Below are 17,857 nucleotides of genomic sequence, written 5' to 3'. Positions count from 1 at the left end.
AGCACGCCCCACGTGGTCAGCCGGCATGTTCAGTTGAGCGGCGCAAGGCCAGCTTGCCGACATCGACATATTGCCGCTGCTGCGCGTGGGCGTGCTGTGCTGCGACGTGAAGGTCACGCAGGCGCCGCTGCAGCGGCGAGCTGTCGTAGACCGCACTGCTTCCGGCCAGGCTAAAGCAGGCGTCGGCGATGCCGACGCAGGTCGTGGCGAGCCAGGTCGCCGATCGGGTCCCTTCGACGACAAGGTCTTCGTCATTCAACGTTCCGGCCAGCGCGTGACGCCAGTGACTGGCAGCCTGGACCTCGTGAAACGCCTGCGCGGCCCCGAGCTCGGCGGAGATCCGGCCGAGTTCGTACTGGAATATCTCGGACTCCCGCATCGGGACAGCCGCATACAATTGCTGCCTCCCGGTATTGGCCAGCGCGAGCAGTTCATCGACGGTGCTCTCGGCCATGCCTACCACAAATGCGCCGTGCACCAACGGCAGCAATTGCCGCAATGCTCGATAGAGCGGACCCGACTGGCGCGGGGCAACATCGAGATCGAAGAAATTGGCCTCGGGAACCAGCGTCTCCCGCAGCGTGACGTGATGGCTGCCGGTGCCCTCGAGCCCCGCCACGTGCCAGGTGTCCTCGATCTCCCAGTCGCGAGCCGGCAGCATAACGGCGCGAAGCAGTGGCTTGCCCTGCGGGCCGGGGACCGGTTTGCCATTTTCGGTGACAATGCAGATTCCGCCGATCCAGTCCGCATGCATGCAACCGCTGGCGAACGGCCAGCGGCCCTTGACGCGGTAGCCGTCGGCCACGCGCTCTGCCGTTCCACCCGGCTGGGATGAGCCGCAGATCGCCGTATCAGGTCCGTCCTGGTAGACGCGCTTGTACAATTCCGGGGGCGACGCGGCGACGAAGAGGCTGCTGACCCCGGCGACAGCCGCGATCCAGCCGATCGAGCCGTCGAGACGGGCCAATGTCTTGATGACCTCCAGTCCCGCCGGAAACTCCAGCTCCAGCCCGCCATGGCTGTGCGGCACGAACATCCGAAAGAGACCGATCGACCTCAGCCGCTCCACCAGGTCGGGCGGGATGCGGCGTGCAGCTTCTATCTCGGCGGCACGTGCCTTGATCTCGGGAGCGAGCTCCCGGATGCCCACCAGCATGTCTTGGTGGGGATCGCGCAGGGGCGCCGAATGGCTTTTGTTTTTTTCGTGAAGCTGCATCTGTTCAACCTCTGTTGCGGAAACGGATCGCGACAGACGTTGAATAGATGGTGCTACGGGGCGGTTTCAGCGCGGCGGTCGTGGATTACAGCTGTAACGTAGCGGCTTGATTACGCCGCAGATGTCTCGCGACGCGATCTCGCCGGATTTAGCTCTGCCGCTGGGACTGCGATTGCCCGCCGCGGCCGGCCTGCTCGACCTTGACGGCCACCGACAGCGTCTCCGCGCCGCCGCCATAGCGGGTGCCGCGCACGGGGGCTGCGCCGAGATAGTCGAGCCCGATCGCGACGCGGACATGGGCGTCGGTGGCGCAGATGCTGTTGGCGGGATCGAAGCCGACCCAGCCGAGATCGGGGACATAGGCCTCCGCCCAGGCATGGCCGGCATCCTGGTGCACCGTGCCGTCCGAGCGCAAAAAGTGGCCGGAGACGAAGCGCGCCGGCACCCCGCCGGTGCGGGCGCAGGCGATGAAGATATGCGCGTAGTCCTGGCAGACCCCGCGCTTGAGCGTGAAGGCTTCCGCCGCCGACGTGCCGCTGTTGGTCGGATCCTCGTCGAACGTCATGTGGTCGCCGATCTCGCTCATCAGCGTGTGCAGGAACCCGAGTGTGTCGCTCTCGGCCTCGCTGCGCAACTGGCGCGCGACTGCGGCCATGGCCGGATTGACGGAGGTGAGGTCGGTGGTGCGCAGGAACATGCCGGCCGGAAAGCGCTCGTCGGCGCCGCGCAGCACGCCGCCGGTGTCGTGGGTTTCGATCAGGCCCTCGGCCGTGATCTTGATATCGCCGACGGGCCCGCAGGACAGCACATGGGTGACGTTGCCGAAGGCGTCCTCATGGGTGTCGAGCTTGGTGTCGGTCGAGACGTCGATCTGCCATTCCGCCACATACTGCCCGTCATGGCTGCACGGCGTCATGCGCAGGATCTGGATCACGCTGGTCGCCGGCGGCTCGTAGCGATAGGTCGTGGTGTGCTGGATTCGCAGGCGCATGGTGGACCGTTGTTCTGGCGTCATTCCGGGGCGGTGCACAGCACCGAACTATGGTGCGCAATTGCGCACCTGAGAATCTCGAGATTCCGGGTCTGGTCCTTCGGACCATCCCGGAATGACGGCGTGTATCAGATCAAATACTGCTTCGTGATGATTTCGCCCAGCCTGGAATTGTCCGCGATGAATTCCTGAATGAATTCATGCACGCCATGCTGGAAAATGTCGTTCATATTGCTGTGTTCCAGCCGGTTGCGGATGCCGCGGGCGTGGCGCTGGGCCGGGCCCTGGCGGCCATAGGCGACGCCGATCTGGTCGAGGTTGCGCACGAGATTGCCGTAGCAGCTGGCCAGCGAACGCGGCAGCGTGTCGTTGAGGATGAGCAGGTCCGCAATCAACCAGGGCTTCAGCGTCTCGCGATAGACCCAGTGATAGGCGGTCAGCGCCGAGACCGAGCGCAGGATCGAGCTCCACTGATAGAAGTCGAGCGGGCCGCCGACATGCTCTTCCTCGGGCAACAGCACGTGGTACTTCACGTCGAGAATGCGCGCGGTGTTGTCAGCGCGTTCCAGATGCACGCCCATCCGCGAGAACCAGTAGGCGTCGTTGCGCAGCATGGTCCGGTAGGCCGAACCGTCGAAGCGCAGCGAAGTCTCCTGTACGAAGCGCAGGAATTTTGCGAGGTCCTCGCGCGTCGAGGTGCCCTTGCTCCAGACCTCCTGCAATTCGATCCAGGCCGAGTTGATGGTGTCCCACATCTCGCTGGTGAGCGCGGTGCGCACCGAGCGCGAGTTCAGCCGCGCCGCCTCGATGCAGTTCCTGATCGAGGACGGATTGTTCGGCGAGAACGAGAGGTATTCGACGACGTTGTGCTCGTTGGCTTCCTCATAGGTCTGATAGAAGCTTGCGGCGACGCCGGCGGTCAGCAGCGCCGAGTCCCATTCGTTGGTCTTGCCGATATAGGCAGCGGGAAGCGCGGTGACGCGCAGCGTCGCATCGATGGTGCGCGCGAGATACTCGGCCCGTTCGACGTAGCGGGCGAGCCAGTAGAGGTTTTCGGCGGTACGCGACAGCATCTGACTACTCGTCCAAAATCCAGGTGTCTTTGGTGCCGCCGCCCTGGCTCGAATTCACCACCAGGGAGCCTTCCTTCAGCGCGACGCGTGTGAGTCCGCCCGGCACGATCGTAGTGCTCTTGCTGCCGGTCAGCACGAACGGCCGCAAGTCGACATGGCGCGGAGCAAGGCCGGTGGCCGTACAAGTCGGGCAGGTCGAGAGCGCCAGCGTCGGCTGCGCGATGAAGCCTTCCGGCTCGCGCTTGAGCTTCTCGCGGAACGCTTCGATGGTCGCTTTCGTCGCGGCGGGGCCGATCAGCATGCCGTAGCCGCCGGAGCCGTGCACTTCCTTGACGACGAGCTCACTCAGGTTGTCCAGCACATAGGCGAGGTCCTTCGGCTCGCGGCAGCGCCAGGTCGGCACGTTCTTCAGGATCGGCTCCTCGCCGAGATAGAACTTCACGATGTCAGGCATGTAGGAGTAGATCGCCTTGTCGTCGGCGATGCCGGTGCCGACCGCATTAGCGAGGGTGATGTTGCCGGCCGCGTAGGCCGACATCAGCCCGGGCACGCCGAGCACGGAATCGGGGCGGAAGGTGAGGGGGTCGATGAAGTCATCGTCGACGCGGCGATAAATCACGTCGACGCGTTTCAGCCCCTCGGTCGTCCGCATGAACACTTCGTTGTTCTTGATGATGAGGTCGCGGCCCTCGACCAGCTCGATGCCAAGCTTGTCGGCAAGGAACGAGTGCTCGTAATAGGCGGAGTTGTAGACGCCCGGCGTGAGCAGGGCGACCGTCGGCTCGCCCGAAGCGCCTTGCGGCGCGACCGAACGCAAGGCCGCGAGCAGTTCGTCCGGATAGCGCTCGACCGGCGCCACCCGGTGGCGGGCGAACAGATCCGGAAACAGCCGCATCATGATCTCGCGGTTTTCCAGCATGTAGGACACGCCCGAGGGCGTGCGCGCATTGTCCTCCAGCACGATGAAGTCCTCGGCGTCGACCCGGACGATGTCGATGCCGGCGATGTGCACGTAGACGTCGTGCGGCACCTGCTGGCCGTTCATCTCGGGGCGGAAGACCGGGTTCTGGAAGATCAGATCGTCGGGCACGACCTCGGCGCGGAGGATGTCGCGGCCGTGATAGATGTCGCGCAGGAACATGTTGAGCGCGCGGACGCGCTGCTTCAGGCCCTTCTCCAGCAGCGCCCATTCCTTGCCCGACATGATCCGCGGGATCACGTCGAAGGGGATGAGGCGCTCGGTCGACTCGGATTCGCCGTAGACGGCGAAGGTGATGCCGATCCGGCGGAACAGGAGCTCAGCTTCCTGGCGGCGATATTCGAGCGCCTCGGGAGGCGTCTCCTTGAGCCAGCGAGCCAGCTCCTGATAGGCGGGGCGAAGGTCCCCGCCGGGAATGTTCATTTCATCAAACGCGACTGCCATAGATCCCGACTTGTCCCCGCAAGGCGTTGCGCCATTGGACAGGTCGTCAGGCCTTGGTGAAGACCGCAACGTCCTGGCCATGCGGCAAGAGTGCATGACTTTCAGGTGGTAGCAAGGGGCGGGCCAGCGCGATAAGCATGGACTGGCAGCATTTACCGGGGATGGCCGGCGGCTTGCCTGAAAAAATGGCTGAGGACTGCTTATTTCGGCAGCAAAACCGCGTGACTTCAACGCGTTACCTCGGCAAAGTCGGCGCTACAGGTGAGGGACTTAAGGCATGAGCGAGATCGTCACGGCGGGCATTCTGGTCATTGGGGACGAAATCCTGTCCGGCCGGACCAAGGACAAGAATATCGGCTTCATTGCCGAATACCTGACCAATATCGGCATCGACCTGAAGGAAGTCCGGGTCGTCTCCGACGACGAGGACGACATCATCGCCGCATTGAATGCACTGCGGCATCGCTACACCTATGTCTTCACCACCGGCGGGATCGGGCCGACCCATGACGACATCACCGCCGACAGCGTCGCCAAGGCGTTCGGCGTCGGCATCGACCATCACCCGGAGGTGGTCGCCCGTTTCCGCGAGCGCTGGAGCGAGCAGGATCTCAACGAGGCCCGCCTGCGCATGGCCCGCATCCCCGACGGCGCCGAGCTGATCCAGAGCGCGACCATCCTCGCGCCCGGCTTCAAGATCGGCAATGTCATTGTCATGGCGGGCGTCCCCTCGATCATGCAGGCGATGATGGACATCGTCTCGCCCAAGCTGAAATCGGGCGTGCGCATGCTCTCCGAATCGGTCCGCGCCAATGCGCGGGAAGGTGACATCGGCAGCCCGCTGCGGGCGATCGCCGCCGCTCATCCCGACACCATCATCGGCAGCTATCCCTTCATGGACGAGGACTCGAAGCCGAACACCAATCTGGTGGTGCGTTCGCGGGATGCGGATAAGCTCGCCGCAGCCATGGCCGCGGTAAAGGAAATGCTGGCAGGATTGAACATCACCCGGTAGCAGAAAGGCCGCCGGACGACGATTTGCAGGAGAGGATGATGGGCGGTGAAGCACCGGAACTGAGCGCGCAGGAGCGGGCAGGCAAGGCCTTTCCGGTCTCGTGGGACCAGTTCCACCGGGATTGCCGCGCGCTGACCTGGCGGCTCAACGAGGTCGGTCCGTTCCACGCGGTGATCGCGATTACCCGCGGCGGCCTGGTGCCGGCCGCGATCGTGGCCCGCGAGCTCGGCGTGCGCGTGATCGACACGGTCTGCATCGCCAGCTACGACCACAACAAGCAGGGCGAGCTTCAGGTCCTCAAGGGCATCTCGGAAGCTGCGATGAAACTCGGCGGCGGCACCGGCAAGGGGCTCCTGATCGTCGACGACCTCGTCGACACCGGCAAGACAGGCAAGCTGGTGCGCGAGATGCTGCCCGATGCGCATTTCGCCACGGTCTACGCCAAGCCGAAGGGGCGCCCGCTGGTCGACACCTACATCACGGAGGTGTCGCAGGACACCTGGATCTTCTTCCCCTGGGACACCGCGCTGTCCTATCACCCGCCGCTCCGCGACGGAGCGGCGTGAGGGACGGAGACATTCCGGGGCGATGCAAGGCATCGAACTATGGTGCGCAATTGCGCGCCAGGGAATCCCGAGATTCCGGGTTCGGTCCTGCGGACCGCCCCGGAATGACGTCAGTTTAACGGGCGTGCACCCATGCCCCTGCAAAATCGCGTCACGCCGACCGGCGAGATCATCGCCACCCCGCATCGCGGAATGTTCACCGGCAATCGCGGCATCATCCACGATCCCGCGACGAAGACGCTTCTGAAGAAGCGCTGGTCGTCGCCGGCCTGGATTACTTGCCTCTGCGAATTCCGCGGCTGGCGGCGCCCGGTGATGGCGCGCCGGAGCTGGACCGAGCTGTTCTTCCTCGACGAAGCCACCTCGTTTGCCGCGGGCCATCGGCCGTGTTTCTTCTGTCGCCGCGACGATGCCAGGCGCTTTCGCAGAGCGTGGGAAGCGGGGAATGCTGCAAGCGACGTCAGCGCGAAGGCGATCGACGCCGCGCTGCATCGCGAGCGCCTTGATCGCGGCAGGAAGCAGCTGCACGCGCTGCCGATGTCGCTGGCAGAATTGCCCGACGGCGCGATGGTGCAGCAGGGCGAGGAGAGCTTTCTGGTGGCGCGGGGCAGGGCGCTGTTGTGGTCGCCGGCAGGCTATGCGGCAGTTAACCGCGAGCTCGCCGAAGCCAAGCTGCTGACGCCGCCTTCTACGCTGCGCGCAATCGTCGCCGGCTATCGGCCTGCGTTGCATCCGACAGCGCGCAGCTAGCGCAGCGGCTTACCGTCATCATCCCAGCTTCTCGCGCGCCATTGCGGCACCTGCGCCGAGCGCCATCAGCTTGGCTTCGGCGATCTCGCGCCGCATCGGCGCCATGCCGCAATTGGTGGTGGCGATGATGTTGCTCTTGGGCACGAATTTCGACACCGCGTCGATCACCTTCACGACGTCCTCGGCGGTCTCCACCGTGTCGCTGGCGACGTCGATCACGCCGGCCTGCACGATCTTGGTCTTGAGCAGCGCCAGCAGGTCGAGCGGCACCTTGGAATTGCGGCACTCGATCGCGACCTGCTGGATCGGGCTCGCGTCGATCGCGGGGAAGATCTGCTCGTACTGCCGCCACTGTGCGCCGAGCGTCTCCTTCCAGTCGGTGTTGGCCTTGATGCCGTAGCCGTAGCAGATGTGCACGGCGGTGGCGCAGGTCAGCCCCTGCGCGGCGCGCTCCAGCGCCTTGATGCCCCAGTCGTTGACCTCGTCCATGTAGACGTTGAAGGCAGGCTCGTCGAACTGTACGAGATCGACGCCGTCGGCCTGGAGTGCCTTGGCTTCCTCGTTGAGCAGCTCGGCGAACGCAAAGGCCATCTTGACGCGGTCGCCATAGTAGCGATCGGCAATCGTATCGATGATGGTCATCGGGCCGGGCAGGGTGAATTTCAGCTTCTTCTTCGTGTGCGTGCGCGCCACGCGCGCCTCAAAGGCATGGACGCGGCCCTTGAGCCGGAGCGGCGCGACCACCTGCGGCACCATCGCCTTGTAGCGGTCCTTGCGGATGCCCATCTCGACCTTGTGGGCGAAATCGATGCCGTCGATCTTCTCCAGGAAACCGTGCACGAAATGCTGGCGGGCCTGCTCGCCCTCGGTGACGATGTCGATGCCGGCGTCCTCCTGGATCTTCAGCCAGATCAGTGTCGCGTCCCGCTTGGCGCGGAGCAGCTCATCGCCTTGCGACTTCCAGGGCGCCCAGAGCATGTTGGGCTCGGCGAGCCATTCGGGCTTCGGCAAGGAGCCGGCGATCGTGGTTGGAAACAGCATGGCGGCTCTCCCGGCAGGTTATGTTGCGCCTCTTCCTGCCATGTCTTAACGTCGAGGTACAGAACAACAAAAGTCGCTCTCTATTCCAGCGGCGACGACAGGGAAGGCGATGATCGATCTCTATTATGCGCCGACGCCGAACGGCTGGAAAATCTCGATCATGCTGGAGGAACTCGGGCTCCCCTATCGCGTGAAGCCCGTCAACATCCGCGCGGGCGAGCAGTTCAACCCCGAGTTTCTCGCGATCAGTCCGAACAACCGTATTCCCGCGATCGTCGATCACGAACCCGCCGATGGCGGCGCACCTTTCTCGGCCTTCGAGACCGGCGCGATCCTAATCTATCTGGCAGAGAAGACCGGCCGTTTCCTGGCCGGAGATTTGCGCGGCCGCTCCACCACCATCCAGTGGGTGATGTGGCAGATGGCGGGGCTCGGGCCCATGCTCGGCCAGCACGGCCACTTCGCGCTCTATGCGGCCGAGAAGGTCCCTTACGCGATCGAGCGCTACCGCGATGAGGCGGCGCGGCTCTACGGCGTGCTCGACCGGCAGTTGGCCAAGACCGGCGCCTATGTCGCCGGCGACTATTCCATCGCCGACATCGCCTGCTTCCCCTGGACCATGACCCACAAGGCGCAGGGCTTTACGTTAGAGGACTATCCGAACGTGAAGCGATGGTACGCCGAGGTCCGTGCCAGGCCGCCGGTGCAGGCGGGGCTCGCGATCGGCAAGTTCGTGAAAGAGCCGTTCGACGAGGAATCACGCAAGATCATGTTCGGCCAGCGTGCGAAGGAAGTGTTGGGAAAGAAGTAGGCTGCACCCGTCATCCGGGGCGGCGCGAAGCGCCGAGCTAAGGTGCGCAATTGCGCACCTGAGAATCCATCGGGCCGCAATAAAACTGGTGGAATGGATTCCGGGTTCGAGCCCAAGAGGGCGCCCCCGGAATGACAAGAGCAAAGGAAACGCCATGATCGAATTCTTCTTCGACTGTTCCAGCCCCTGGACCTATCTCGCCTTTCACAACATCCAGCCGCTGGCCAAGGAGCTCGGCGCGGAGATCGTCTGGCGGCCGATCCTGGTCGGCGGCATCTTCAACACGGTCAACCCGAGCGTCTACGCGCAGCGGGAGACGCCGGTGCCGCTGAAGGCACGCTACATGAAGAAGGACCTCCAGGACTGGGCGCGCTCGGCCGGTCTGTCGATCAAGATGCCGCCGACGGTGTTTCCGGTGAACAGCGTCAAGGCGATGCGCGGCTGCATCTGGCTGGGTCGGGATATTGTACCGTTCGCGACCGCCGTGTTCGAGACCTATTGGAGCGGCGACAAGGACATCTCGCAGGACACGGTGCTCGCCGAGATCTGCAGGACGGTTGGCATCGATGAGCAGAAATTCTTTGCAGGCATTTCGGAGCAGGGGATCAAGGACCAGCTCAAGGCCAACACCGAAGAGGTCGTCGCGCGCGGCGGCTTCGGCTCGCCGACGATCTTCGTCGATAAGACCGACATGTATTTCGGCAATGACCGCCTGCCGCTGATCCGCGAGGCGCTCAAGCGCCGCAGGGCGAGCGCGGCCTGATGGTGCGCGCTGTCGTCTGCCGCGAGCTCGGCGCGCCCGAAAGCTTGCTGCTGGAAGAGTTTCTCTCGCGTGCCCTGAAGCCGGGCGAGGTGCGCGTCGCGATCCGCGCCGCCGGGCTGAATTTTCCCGACGTGCTGATGGCGGCCGGGGAATATCAGCTCAAGCCGGAGTTGCCGTTCACGCCCGGCATGGAGGCCGCCGGCGACGTGACCGAAGTGGGCGCGGAGACGAGGGGCGTTGCCGTCGGCGACAAGGTGATCGTGAAGATGCGCCACGGTGCTTTCACCGATGAAGCGGTCGTCGCGCCGTCGCAGCTCACGCCGATGCCGTCCACCTTCGATTACGCGGAGGCTGCGACCTATCTCGCCGGTCACGGCACCGCCTATCACGCACTGATCGACCGCGGCCGCGTCGAGCCCGGAGAAGTGCTGCTCGTGCATGGCGCCGGTGGCGGCGTCGGCCTTGCCGCCGTCGAGATCGGCAAGATGCTGGGCGCGACCGTGATCGCGACCGCCTCCAGCGACGAGAAGCTTGCGATTGCCAAGGCACGCGGCGCCGATCATCTCGTGCGTTACGACCGCGAGCCGTTTCGCGATGCCGTCAAGCGCATCACCGACGGCCGCGGCGCCGACGTGGTGTTCGATCCGGTCGGCGGCGAGGTGTTCGAGAATTCAATGCGCTGCATCGCCTGGGGCGCGCGGCTGCTGGTGATCGGCTTCACCGGCGGCATCGGCTCGGCCAAGACCAATCTCTTGCTGATCAAGGGCGCCAGTGTGCTCGGCGTGCGCGCCGGCGAGGCCGTGCGGAAAAATCCCACGCTCGGCGAGGTGCGCCTGAAGGCGCTGCTTCAGTGGGCGGAGGAAGGCAAGCTGCGCCCCAACGTCTCGCACCGCCTGCCGCTTGGGGATTACGCGAAGGCGATGCGGTTGCTGATCGACCGCAAGGCGATCGGTCGCGTGGCGCTGGTGATGGAGTGACGGTGCCGTAGGGTGGGCAAAGGCGCCTCTTGCGCCGTGCCCACCACCTTTTCGCTGATCGAAGCCGGAACGGTGGGCACGCTTCGCTTTGCCCACCCTACGAGCTTCGCGTCACTTATACTCCCGCTCCGTCCACCACGGGAAATAATCCGGCATGTCGCTCGACACCTTGTTCTTGAACTGCGCCGGGCGCTTCTCCAGGAACGACACCACACCCTCCTTGACGTCGTCCGAGCGGCCGCGGGCGTAGATGCCACGGCTGTCGACCTTGTGGGCTTCCATCGGATCGTCCGCACCCATCATGCGCCACATCATCTGCCGGATCAGCGCCACCGATACCGGCGCGGTTTTCGCCGCGAATTCCTTGGCGAGCGCGCGGGCGGTCGGCAAGAGATCATCCGGCGGCACCACCTTGCTGACGAGACGCCCAGCAAGCGCTTCCTGCGCCGGGAAGACGCGGCCCGAATAGCACCATTCCAGCGCCTGCGAGATGCCGACGATGCGCGGCAGGAACCAGCTCGAGGCGGCCTCGGGCACGATGCCGCGCTGGGAGAACACGAAGCCGAAGCGGGCGGCGTCGGAGGCAATGCGGATGTCCATCGCGAGCTGCATGGTGACGCCGATGCCGACGGCAGGGCCGTTCACCGCGGCAATCACGGGCTTGAGGCATTTGAAAATACGCAAGGTCACCTGGCCGCCGCCGTCGCGCACCTGCGGATCGCTGTAATCGACCTTGCCGTCGGCGAGGCGCTTGACGGGACCGCGCCGCGCGTCGCGATCAAACGTGTCGGCGCCGGAAGAGAGGTCCGCGCCTGCGCAAAAACCACGGCCGGAGCCGGTGACGATGATGGCGCGGACGTTGTCGTCCTTGTCCGCGGCATCGAACGCGTCGATCAGCTCTGCTTGCATCTGCGCGTTGAAGGCGTTGAGCTTGTCGGGCCGGTTCAGCGTGATGGTGAGGATCTGCTCGGCGACCTCGTATTTGATCGTCTCATAAGCCATGGGTTATTTCCTTCCTTTGTTTCTTATTCTCTCTGTAGCACGTCATTCCGGGGCGCGCCTCTTGGCGCGAGCCCGGAATCCATACTCACGATGGTGGTTATGGATTCCGGGCTCGTCGCTTCGCGAGCCCCGGAATGACGGAGGATATTCAGCGTGCCGGCGGCTTCGGCCAGGGCCGCTGCGGGCCGCGCAAGCCCTCGAAGGCCTTGGCCATGCCGAGCACGCCGATGTCGTCGAAGCGGCGGCCGACGATCTGCACGCCGATGGGAAAGCCGTTGGCGTCGAAGCCGCCGTTGAGGGAGACCGCAGGGTTCTCCGACATATTCCACGGCACGGTATAGGCGATGTGCTCGAACGGCCTCATGGGATCGTTGGTCGGCGACGCCCAGTCGGCCGGATAGTTCACGTTCGGCGCGGTCGGCGAAATCACGTAGTCGAGCTCGCAGAACAGCTTTGACGCCGCGGCGCGGATCGCCATGGTCTGGTTGAAGCCGCGGATGACATCCACACCCGAGAGCTTTGCGCCGGATGCGCCCCATTTGAAGATGTAGGGCAGCACCTTTGCCTGCTCGGCCGGCGTCAGCTTGGACAGATCGTCCCACATCCGCGCGCGCCAGAAATTGTCGAGGCCGTCGAGCATCTCGCGGGTCAAAATGCCGTCGACCTCGGTGACGACGCTGCCTGCGGATTCGAACGCCTTTGCGGCTTTCACGGCAACGTCACGGACCGGCCGTTCTGCCGGCAGCCCGACGCCGGCATCGAGCATCAGGCCGATCCGCAATTTGCGCGGAGACTTCTCCGGCCCTTTCCAGTTGAGGGGTTCGGCGGGCAGGCTCATGCCGTCGCGCCGGTCGGGCTTTGCGATCGCGCTCATCATCAGCGCGCAATCGTCAACCGTGCGGGTCATGGGGCCGGCGACGCGGCCGACATAGGTGGGGTCGATCGGTACGCGGCCGAAGCTCGGCTTCAATCCGACGAGGCCGCACCAGCCCGCGGGCAGGCGCACCGAGCCGCCGATATCGGTGCCGAGATGCAGGGGGCCGTAGCCGGCCGCCGCGGCGGCGCCTGCACCGGCGCTGGAGCCGCCGGGATTCTTGCTGAGGTCCCAGGGGTTGCGCGCGAGCGCGTGGAAGCTGGAGAGCCCGGAGGACAGCATGCCGTAATCGGGCATGGTGGTCTTGGCGAAGATGATCGCGCCGGCCTCGCGCAGCCGCGCGGCGGGCGGGGCGTCCTTCTCGGCCGGCACGAGCTTGACGCTGGCCGCCCCCAGCGGCACCGGCACGCCCTTGGTCGCGATGTTGTCCTTTACCGTGACAGGCACGCCGTCGAGCGGGCCGGACGGCTCGCCGCCGGTCCAGCGCGCGGTCGAGGCCTTTGCGGCCTCGCGCGCGCCGTCGGGGTCGAACGCATAGAGTGCCCTAAGGTGCGGCTCCCACGCCGCGACGTGCGTGAGCACGTCCTCCAGCACCTCGCTCGGCGAGAATTGCTTGGCGCGATAGCCCGCGATCAGATCGACCGCGGACAGATCGTGCAGCGAGGTGACCGCCTCTTCGACGCTCTTTTTGTGCATTGCTAAACGACCGGCATGCGCGTTTCGATGATGCGGGCGAACATGCTGGCGCCGATCGGCAGGATCTTGTCGTCGAGCACAAAACCGGGATTGTGCACCGGCACCGAGCCGTCATGGCCGACCCAGAAATAGGCGCCGGGAATGGTCTCCAGCATGTCGGCAAAATCCTCGCTGCCCATCTTCGGCTGGGTGCGGGTGATCACCTTGGCGGGGTCGACGACGGTGCGCGCCACCTCCTCGACCACCTTGGACTGCTCGACCTGGTTGACCAGCACGTTGAAGGTGTCGCGGATGTCGACGTCGATCGCGCACTGATACGCGGCCGCGATGCCGGCGCAGATGGTGCGGATGCGTTCGCTGACCAGGGTGCGGACTTCTTTCGAGAAGGTGCGGATGGTGCCGCAAAGATGCGCGTCGCCGGGGATGACGTTGTAGGCGGAGCCCGCATGGATCTGGGTGATCGACACCACCGCAGCCTGCAGCGGCTCGACGTTGCGGCTGACGATGGTCTGGATCGCCTGCGCCAGCGTGGTTGCGATGATCACCGCGTCCTTGGAGCGTTCGGGCATTGCGCCATGCGCGCCATAGCCGGTGATGCGGAGGTCGAAGAAGTCGGCGCTGGCCATCGCCGGACCGGGCAGGATCGCGATCTCGCCGTGGTTGAGGTCGGGCGCGTTGTGCAGGCCGTAGAGCTCGTCGCACGGAAACTTCTCGAACAGCCCGTCCTTGATCATCGCGCGGGCGCCGCCGAGGCCTTCCTCGGCCGGCTGGAAGATCAGGTGCACGGTGCCGTCGAAGTTCCTGGTCTCGGCGAGATAGCGCGCGGTGCCGAGCAGCATGGTGGTGTGGCCGTCATGGCCGCAGCCGTGGAAGCGGCCGGGGATTTTCGAGCTCCATTTCAGATTGGTGTTCTCTTCCATCGGCAGCGCGTCCATGTCGGCGCGCAGGCCGATGCGCTTGCCGCTCGACCCCTTGCCCTTGATGACGCCGATCACGCCGGTGCCGCCGAGGCCGCGATGCACCTCGATGCCCCAGCCCTTCAGCTTGTCGGCGACGATGCCGGAAGTGCGCACTTCCTCGAAGCCGATCTCGGGATGGGCGTGGAGGTCGCGCCTGATAGCGGTGAGTTCGTCGGCATAGCCGTCGATGCGGTCGATCGTGGGCATGTGTCCTGTCCGGTTAGCGTGAAGGGGGATTGAAAGCGGGGCCGTTCGGCTTGATGCGGATGCCCGGGCGCAGCTTCGTCCAGGGCAGGGAGGCGGTATCGGCCGGCATCGCGCCGGGGGCGGCGCAGATCATCAGCTGTTCCGCGATCGGCTCGAAATCGGCGCGGAAGTGCACCGAGCTCTTGTTGACCAGGATCTTCTGTTCGGTCGGCTCGATGCCGACATAGCGGTACATCGCCTGATCGGCGAGCTGCGCCTTGTGCGAGGAGACGACGACACGAACATCGCCGATGCGCAGGGCCGCGGAAGGACCCATCTCCATCTCGCGGCCGCCGTAATAGGGGCCTGGCGCGATGAAGCGGCCGTCGGACAATTTTTCGACGACGAAGGTCTCGCGATAGGGCTCGTCGCCTGGAATGCCGGACTTGCCGCCGAGCGACAGCGTCACCGTGGCGCCGACACCGGCCGCATGGGCGGCCTTGGCCGATTCCGGATCGTAGATCGCGCCGGTCGCGGCGCTGGCCTTGTTGCGCACCAGCGCGCGCAGCATGCCGGTGGTGTCGGAATCGCCGCCGGCGCCGGGATTGTCCTGGGTGTCGGCGATGATGATCGGCTTGCTGGCGCCCTTCGCGAGTTCCATCGCGTGGCGCACGCCGTCGTCGGGCGACCAGATCTTGCCGTCGAAATCGTCCTCGTGGCTTTCGATCAGCTTGACGATCGCATCCGCGGCGCGATCGGCGTCGGCTTGCGTCTTGCCATAGGCGAACACGCTCGGCCCGCAATCGCGGAAGTCGGCGGCGGGGAAGCCCGGCGCGAAGGACAGCGTCGGAACCCCGTCGCTCTCGAGCGCGGCGAGCTTCTCGTAGATGCCCTTGGTCGGCTGGTCGTTGGTGCACTGCCAGCTGATCGGGATCAGGAACGGCAGTTGCCGGAAGGCTTTCGCAAAGCGCTGCTTGGTCTTCAACAGCAGCGCGAGATGTCGCGCCGAGGCGCGGCCCGTCTCGGCCATGTCGACATGCGGATAGGTGCGGTAGGCGATCAGCGCGTCGGCATGCCCGATCATCGCGGGCGTGACGTTGGCGTGAAGATCGAGGCTCGCGACCAGTGGAACATCCTCGCCGATGACGCGGCGTACCCGTGCCAGGATTTCGCCTTCGCCGTCGTCGAGATGCTCCGTCACCATCGCGCCGTGCAGGTCGAGATAGACCGCGTCGATCGGGCCCGCGGCTGCGATGCCGTCAACCATCACCTTCACGATGCGCTCGAACGCATCCTTGGTGACATGTGCGGAGGGGCTCGCGCCGCAGGCGATGGTCGGAATGAGTTCCCAGCTGTTGGCTTCGGCGCTGTCGACGAAACCGGCGAGTCCGACATTGATGCGGCGCATCACCTTCAACACGTCGGCACCTTGCGTCATCGCCGGCCAGCCGCCGCCATGCTGGAAGTCCGCGAATGTCGCCTTGGTCGGGGCGAAGGTGTTGGTCTCGTGCAGGAAGCCGCCGACGGCGATACGTGTCATCAATTCAAGTCCAGTCGATTGAAAGTGCGCGCGCTAGCCTTCGACGTTAGCCTTGCCCTTGCGGCGAGAGCAAGGTGAGAAGCAATCGCGCCGTGCATAGGGTCAGATCGTTTTGGGAATGCTGCTCCGCAGTCATTCCGGGGCGCGCAACTTGCGCGAGCCCGGAATCCATCATGCGACAGAGTCTGCGGCCTGATGGATTCCGGGCTCATCGCTTCGCGATGCCCCGGAATGACGAGGAGAGAGTGGAGTTACGCCGTCGCCACCAAGCCCTCCGACACCGGCCGGAAGTTCGCAAAGTCCCAGCCGCGGCCGGGGGCTGCCTCCAGCAGGGCCCTGGTGTAGGCCTCCTTCGGATGCGTCAGCACCTCGGCGGCGGGGCCCTGTTCGACGACGCGGCCGTGCTGCATCACCACGACCTCGTCGCAGATTTGCGCGGCGACGCGCAGATCGTGGGTGATGAACAGGATCGCGATGCCGAGCCGCTTCTGGATCTCGTCGAGCAGTTCCAGCACCTGGGCCTGCACCGAGACGTCGAGCGCGGAGACCGCTTCGTCCGCGACCAGCACGTCCGGATCGAGCGCGAGCGCACGCGCAATCGCGATGCGCTGGCGCTGGCCGCCGGAGAACTGGTGCGGATAGCGTGACACCGCATCGGCCGGCAGGCCGACCAGCTCGAGCAGCTCGCGCGCACGCTTCATCGCGTCGGCATGCGAGACGCCGTAATTGATCGGGCCTTCCGCGATGCTCTCGCCCACCGTGATGCGCGGGTTGAGGGAGCGATAGGGATCCTGGAACACGATTTGGATCTTCTGCCGGTGCGGCTGGAGCAGGCGACGCGAGATGTCGGAGATCTCGCGGCCGGACAGGCGCACGCCGCCGGAGGTCGGGTCGATCAGGCGCACGATGCAGCGTGCCACCGTCGACTTGCCCGAGCCGCTCTCGCCGACGATGCCGAGCGTACGGCCCTTGCGCAGCGTCAGCGTCACCTTGTCGGCGGCGACGACCTCGCGGCCTTTGCCGAAGAAGGCGCGCTCCTTGTAGACCTTGCTGAGGTCGTTGGCCTCCAGCACCACCGGTTCCTTGGTCTCGGGCCGCGCCGCGCGCGGCACCAGGCTCGGCACCGCCGAGAGCAGGTTGCGGGTGTATTCCATGGTTGGATTGCGCAGCACGGCGTCGAGCGGACCGGTCTCGACGAGGCGACCCTGCCGCATCACGGCGACACGGTCGGCGATTTCCGCCACCACGCCCATGTCGTGGGTGATGAACAGCACGGCCGTGCCGTGATCGCGCTGGAGGTCACGGATCAGGGTCAGGATCTGTTTCTGCGTGGTGACGTCGAGTGCGGTGGTCGGCTCGTCGGCAATGAGCAGCTTCGGCTCGAGCACCAGCGCCATCGCGATCATGATGCGCTGGCGCTGGCCGCCGGAGAGGCGGTGCGGGTAGGAGGCGAAGATGCGCTCGACCTGGGGCAGGCGCACCTGCTCCATCATGTCGAGGATGCGTTTCTTCCGTGCCCTGGCATCGAGATTGGTGTGCGCGCGCAGCACTTCGTCGATCTGCCGGCCGACCGGCACGACCGGATTGAGCGCGGTCATCGGCTCCTGGAAGATCATCGCCATCTGCGTCGCGCGGAGCTGGCGCAGCCGGCGGTCGGTCGCGGTGAGCAGCTCTTCGCCGACCAGCTTGACGCTGCCGGCGGTGGGCACCAGCGTGCCCTTCGGCAGCAGGCCCATCGTGGTCAGCGAGGTCACCGACTTGCCCGAGCCGCTTTCGCCGACGAGACACAACGTCTCGCGTTCGCGCACCTGGATCGAGATGCCGTCGATGATGTTCGCCGCCTTCGGCTTCTTGCCGACGGAAACGACGAGGTTGTTGATGTCGAGGATGGCGCTGGTCATGCAATGTCTCCACCGTCGTTCCGGGGCGCGCGCAAGCGCGAACCCGGAACCTCGAGATTCTCAGATGCGCAAC

16 protein-coding genes are annotated in these 17,857 nt (G+C 65.3%); 6 read left to right on the top strand and 10 right to left on the bottom strand.

The window, feature by feature from the left end:
• Positions 1–16: 16 nt before the first annotated feature.
• The 4 genes from BJA_RS28400 to BJA_RS28385 all read right to left on the bottom strand — a co-directional run bounded on the left by BJA_RS28400 (position 17) and on the right by BJA_RS28385 (position 4,703).
• Positions 17–1,216 (bottom strand): flavin-dependent monooxygenase, encoded by a 1,200-nt coding sequence (locus BJA_RS28400; RefSeq protein ID WP_011088361.1) that lies wholly within the window; start codon positions 1,214–1,216, stop codon positions 17–19.
• A gap of 148 nt (positions 1,217–1,364) precedes the next feature.
• The gene (locus tag BJA_RS28395; RefSeq protein ID WP_038967763.1) at positions 1,365–2,207 is read right to left on the bottom strand and encodes a transglutaminase family protein; all 843 of its coding nucleotides are present in this window, start codon (positions 2,205–2,207) and stop codon (positions 1,365–1,367) included.
• 128 nt (positions 2,208–2,335) lie between these two features.
• Positions 2,336–3,280, bottom strand: a complete 945-nt coding sequence (locus BJA_RS28390) for an alpha-E domain-containing protein (RefSeq protein ID WP_011088359.1) — start codon at positions 3,278–3,280, stop codon at positions 2,336–2,338.
• Positions 3,281–3,284: 4 nt separating this feature from the next.
• The gene (locus tag BJA_RS28385) at positions 3,285–4,703 is read right to left on the bottom strand and encodes a circularly permuted type 2 ATP-grasp protein (protein WP_028175426.1); all 1,419 of its coding nucleotides are present in this window, start codon (positions 4,701–4,703) and stop codon (positions 3,285–3,287) included.
• 277 nt (positions 4,704–4,980) lie between these two features.
• On the opposite strand from BJA_RS28385, the gene BJA_RS28380 reads away from it, so the two are divergent.
• The 3 genes from BJA_RS28380 (at position 4,981) to BJA_RS28370 (ending at position 7,034) form a co-directional block, all read left to right on the top strand.
• Positions 4,981–5,718: a competence/damage-inducible protein A gene (locus BJA_RS28380; protein WP_011088357.1), complete on the top strand. Its 738-nt coding sequence runs from the start codon at positions 4,981–4,983 to the stop codon at positions 5,716–5,718.
• A gap of 38 nt (positions 5,719–5,756) precedes the next feature.
• A complete protein-coding gene (gene gpt, locus BJA_RS28375) occupies positions 5,757–6,284 on the top strand; it encodes a xanthine phosphoribosyltransferase (RefSeq protein ID WP_028175425.1) in 528 nt (175 codons plus the stop codon).
• Positions 6,285–6,416: 132 nt separating this feature from the next.
• A complete protein-coding gene (locus BJA_RS28370) occupies positions 6,417–7,034 on the top strand; it encodes a hypothetical protein (RefSeq protein ID WP_011088355.1) in 618 nt (205 codons plus the stop codon).
• An 18-nt stretch (positions 7,035–7,052) separates the two neighbouring features.
• Here BJA_RS28370 and BJA_RS28365 read toward each other — a convergent pair whose 3' ends face one another.
• Entirely contained in the window at positions 7,053–8,075 is a 1,023-nt protein-coding gene (locus BJA_RS28365) for a methionine synthase (protein WP_011088354.1), read from the bottom strand.
• 109 nt (positions 8,076–8,184) lie between these two features.
• Between BJA_RS28365 and BJA_RS28360 the strand changes: the two genes are divergently transcribed.
• The 3 genes from BJA_RS28360 (at position 8,185) to BJA_RS28350 (ending at position 10,626) form a co-directional block, all read left to right on the top strand.
• The gene (locus BJA_RS28360) at positions 8,185–8,886 is read left to right on the top strand and encodes a glutathione S-transferase N-terminal domain-containing protein (RefSeq protein ID WP_011088353.1); all 702 of its coding nucleotides are present in this window, start codon (positions 8,185–8,187) and stop codon (positions 8,884–8,886) included.
• A gap of 154 nt (positions 8,887–9,040) precedes the next feature.
• Positions 9,041–9,649 (top strand): 2-hydroxychromene-2-carboxylate isomerase, encoded by a 609-nt coding sequence (locus BJA_RS28355; RefSeq protein WP_011088352.1) that lies wholly within the window; start codon positions 9,041–9,043, stop codon positions 9,647–9,649.
• Positions 9,649–10,626 carry an NADPH:quinone oxidoreductase family protein gene (locus BJA_RS28350; RefSeq protein WP_011088351.1) on the top strand — a complete coding sequence of 326 codons (978 nt, stop codon included), beginning with the start codon at positions 9,649–9,651 and terminating at the stop codon, positions 10,624–10,626. Before BJA_RS28355 ends, BJA_RS28350 begins: the two co-directional genes overlap by 1 nt.
• Positions 10,627–10,737: 111 nt before the next feature.
• On the opposite strand, the gene BJA_RS28345 is transcribed toward BJA_RS28350, so the two are convergent.
• The 5 genes from BJA_RS28345 to BJA_RS28325 form a co-directional block, all read right to left on the bottom strand.
• Positions 10,738–11,628: a crotonase/enoyl-CoA hydratase family protein gene (locus BJA_RS28345; protein ID WP_011088350.1), complete on the bottom strand. Its 891-nt coding sequence runs from the start codon at positions 11,626–11,628 to the stop codon at positions 10,738–10,740.
• Positions 11,629–11,776: 148 nt separating this feature from the next.
• Entirely contained in the window at positions 11,777–13,198 is a 1,422-nt protein-coding gene (locus BJA_RS28340; protein ID WP_011088349.1) for an amidase, read from the bottom strand.
• Positions 13,199–13,200: 2 nt separating this feature from the next.
• A complete protein-coding gene (locus BJA_RS28335) occupies positions 13,201–14,364 on the bottom strand; it encodes a M20 aminoacylase family protein (RefSeq protein ID WP_011088348.1) in 1,164 nt (387 codons plus the stop codon).
• A 13-nt stretch (positions 14,365–14,377) separates the two neighbouring features.
• Positions 14,378–15,883 (bottom strand): M81 family metallopeptidase, encoded by a 1,506-nt coding sequence (locus BJA_RS28330; RefSeq protein WP_011088347.1) that lies wholly within the window; start codon positions 15,881–15,883, stop codon positions 14,378–14,380.
• 251 nt (positions 15,884–16,134) lie between these two features.
• A complete protein-coding gene (locus tag BJA_RS28325; RefSeq protein ID WP_011088346.1) occupies positions 16,135–17,784 on the bottom strand; it encodes an ABC transporter ATP-binding protein in 1,650 nt (549 codons plus the stop codon).
• Between the last annotated feature and the right edge of the window lie 73 nt (positions 17,785–17,857).

Source organism: Bradyrhizobium diazoefficiens USDA 110, from assembly GCF_000011365.1.
Lineage (GTDB): Bacteria > Pseudomonadota > Alphaproteobacteria > Rhizobiales > Xanthobacteraceae > Bradyrhizobium > Bradyrhizobium diazoefficiens.
Note: the sequence above shows the minus strand (reverse complement) of the source record. Positions and strands in the feature narration are given on the sequence as shown.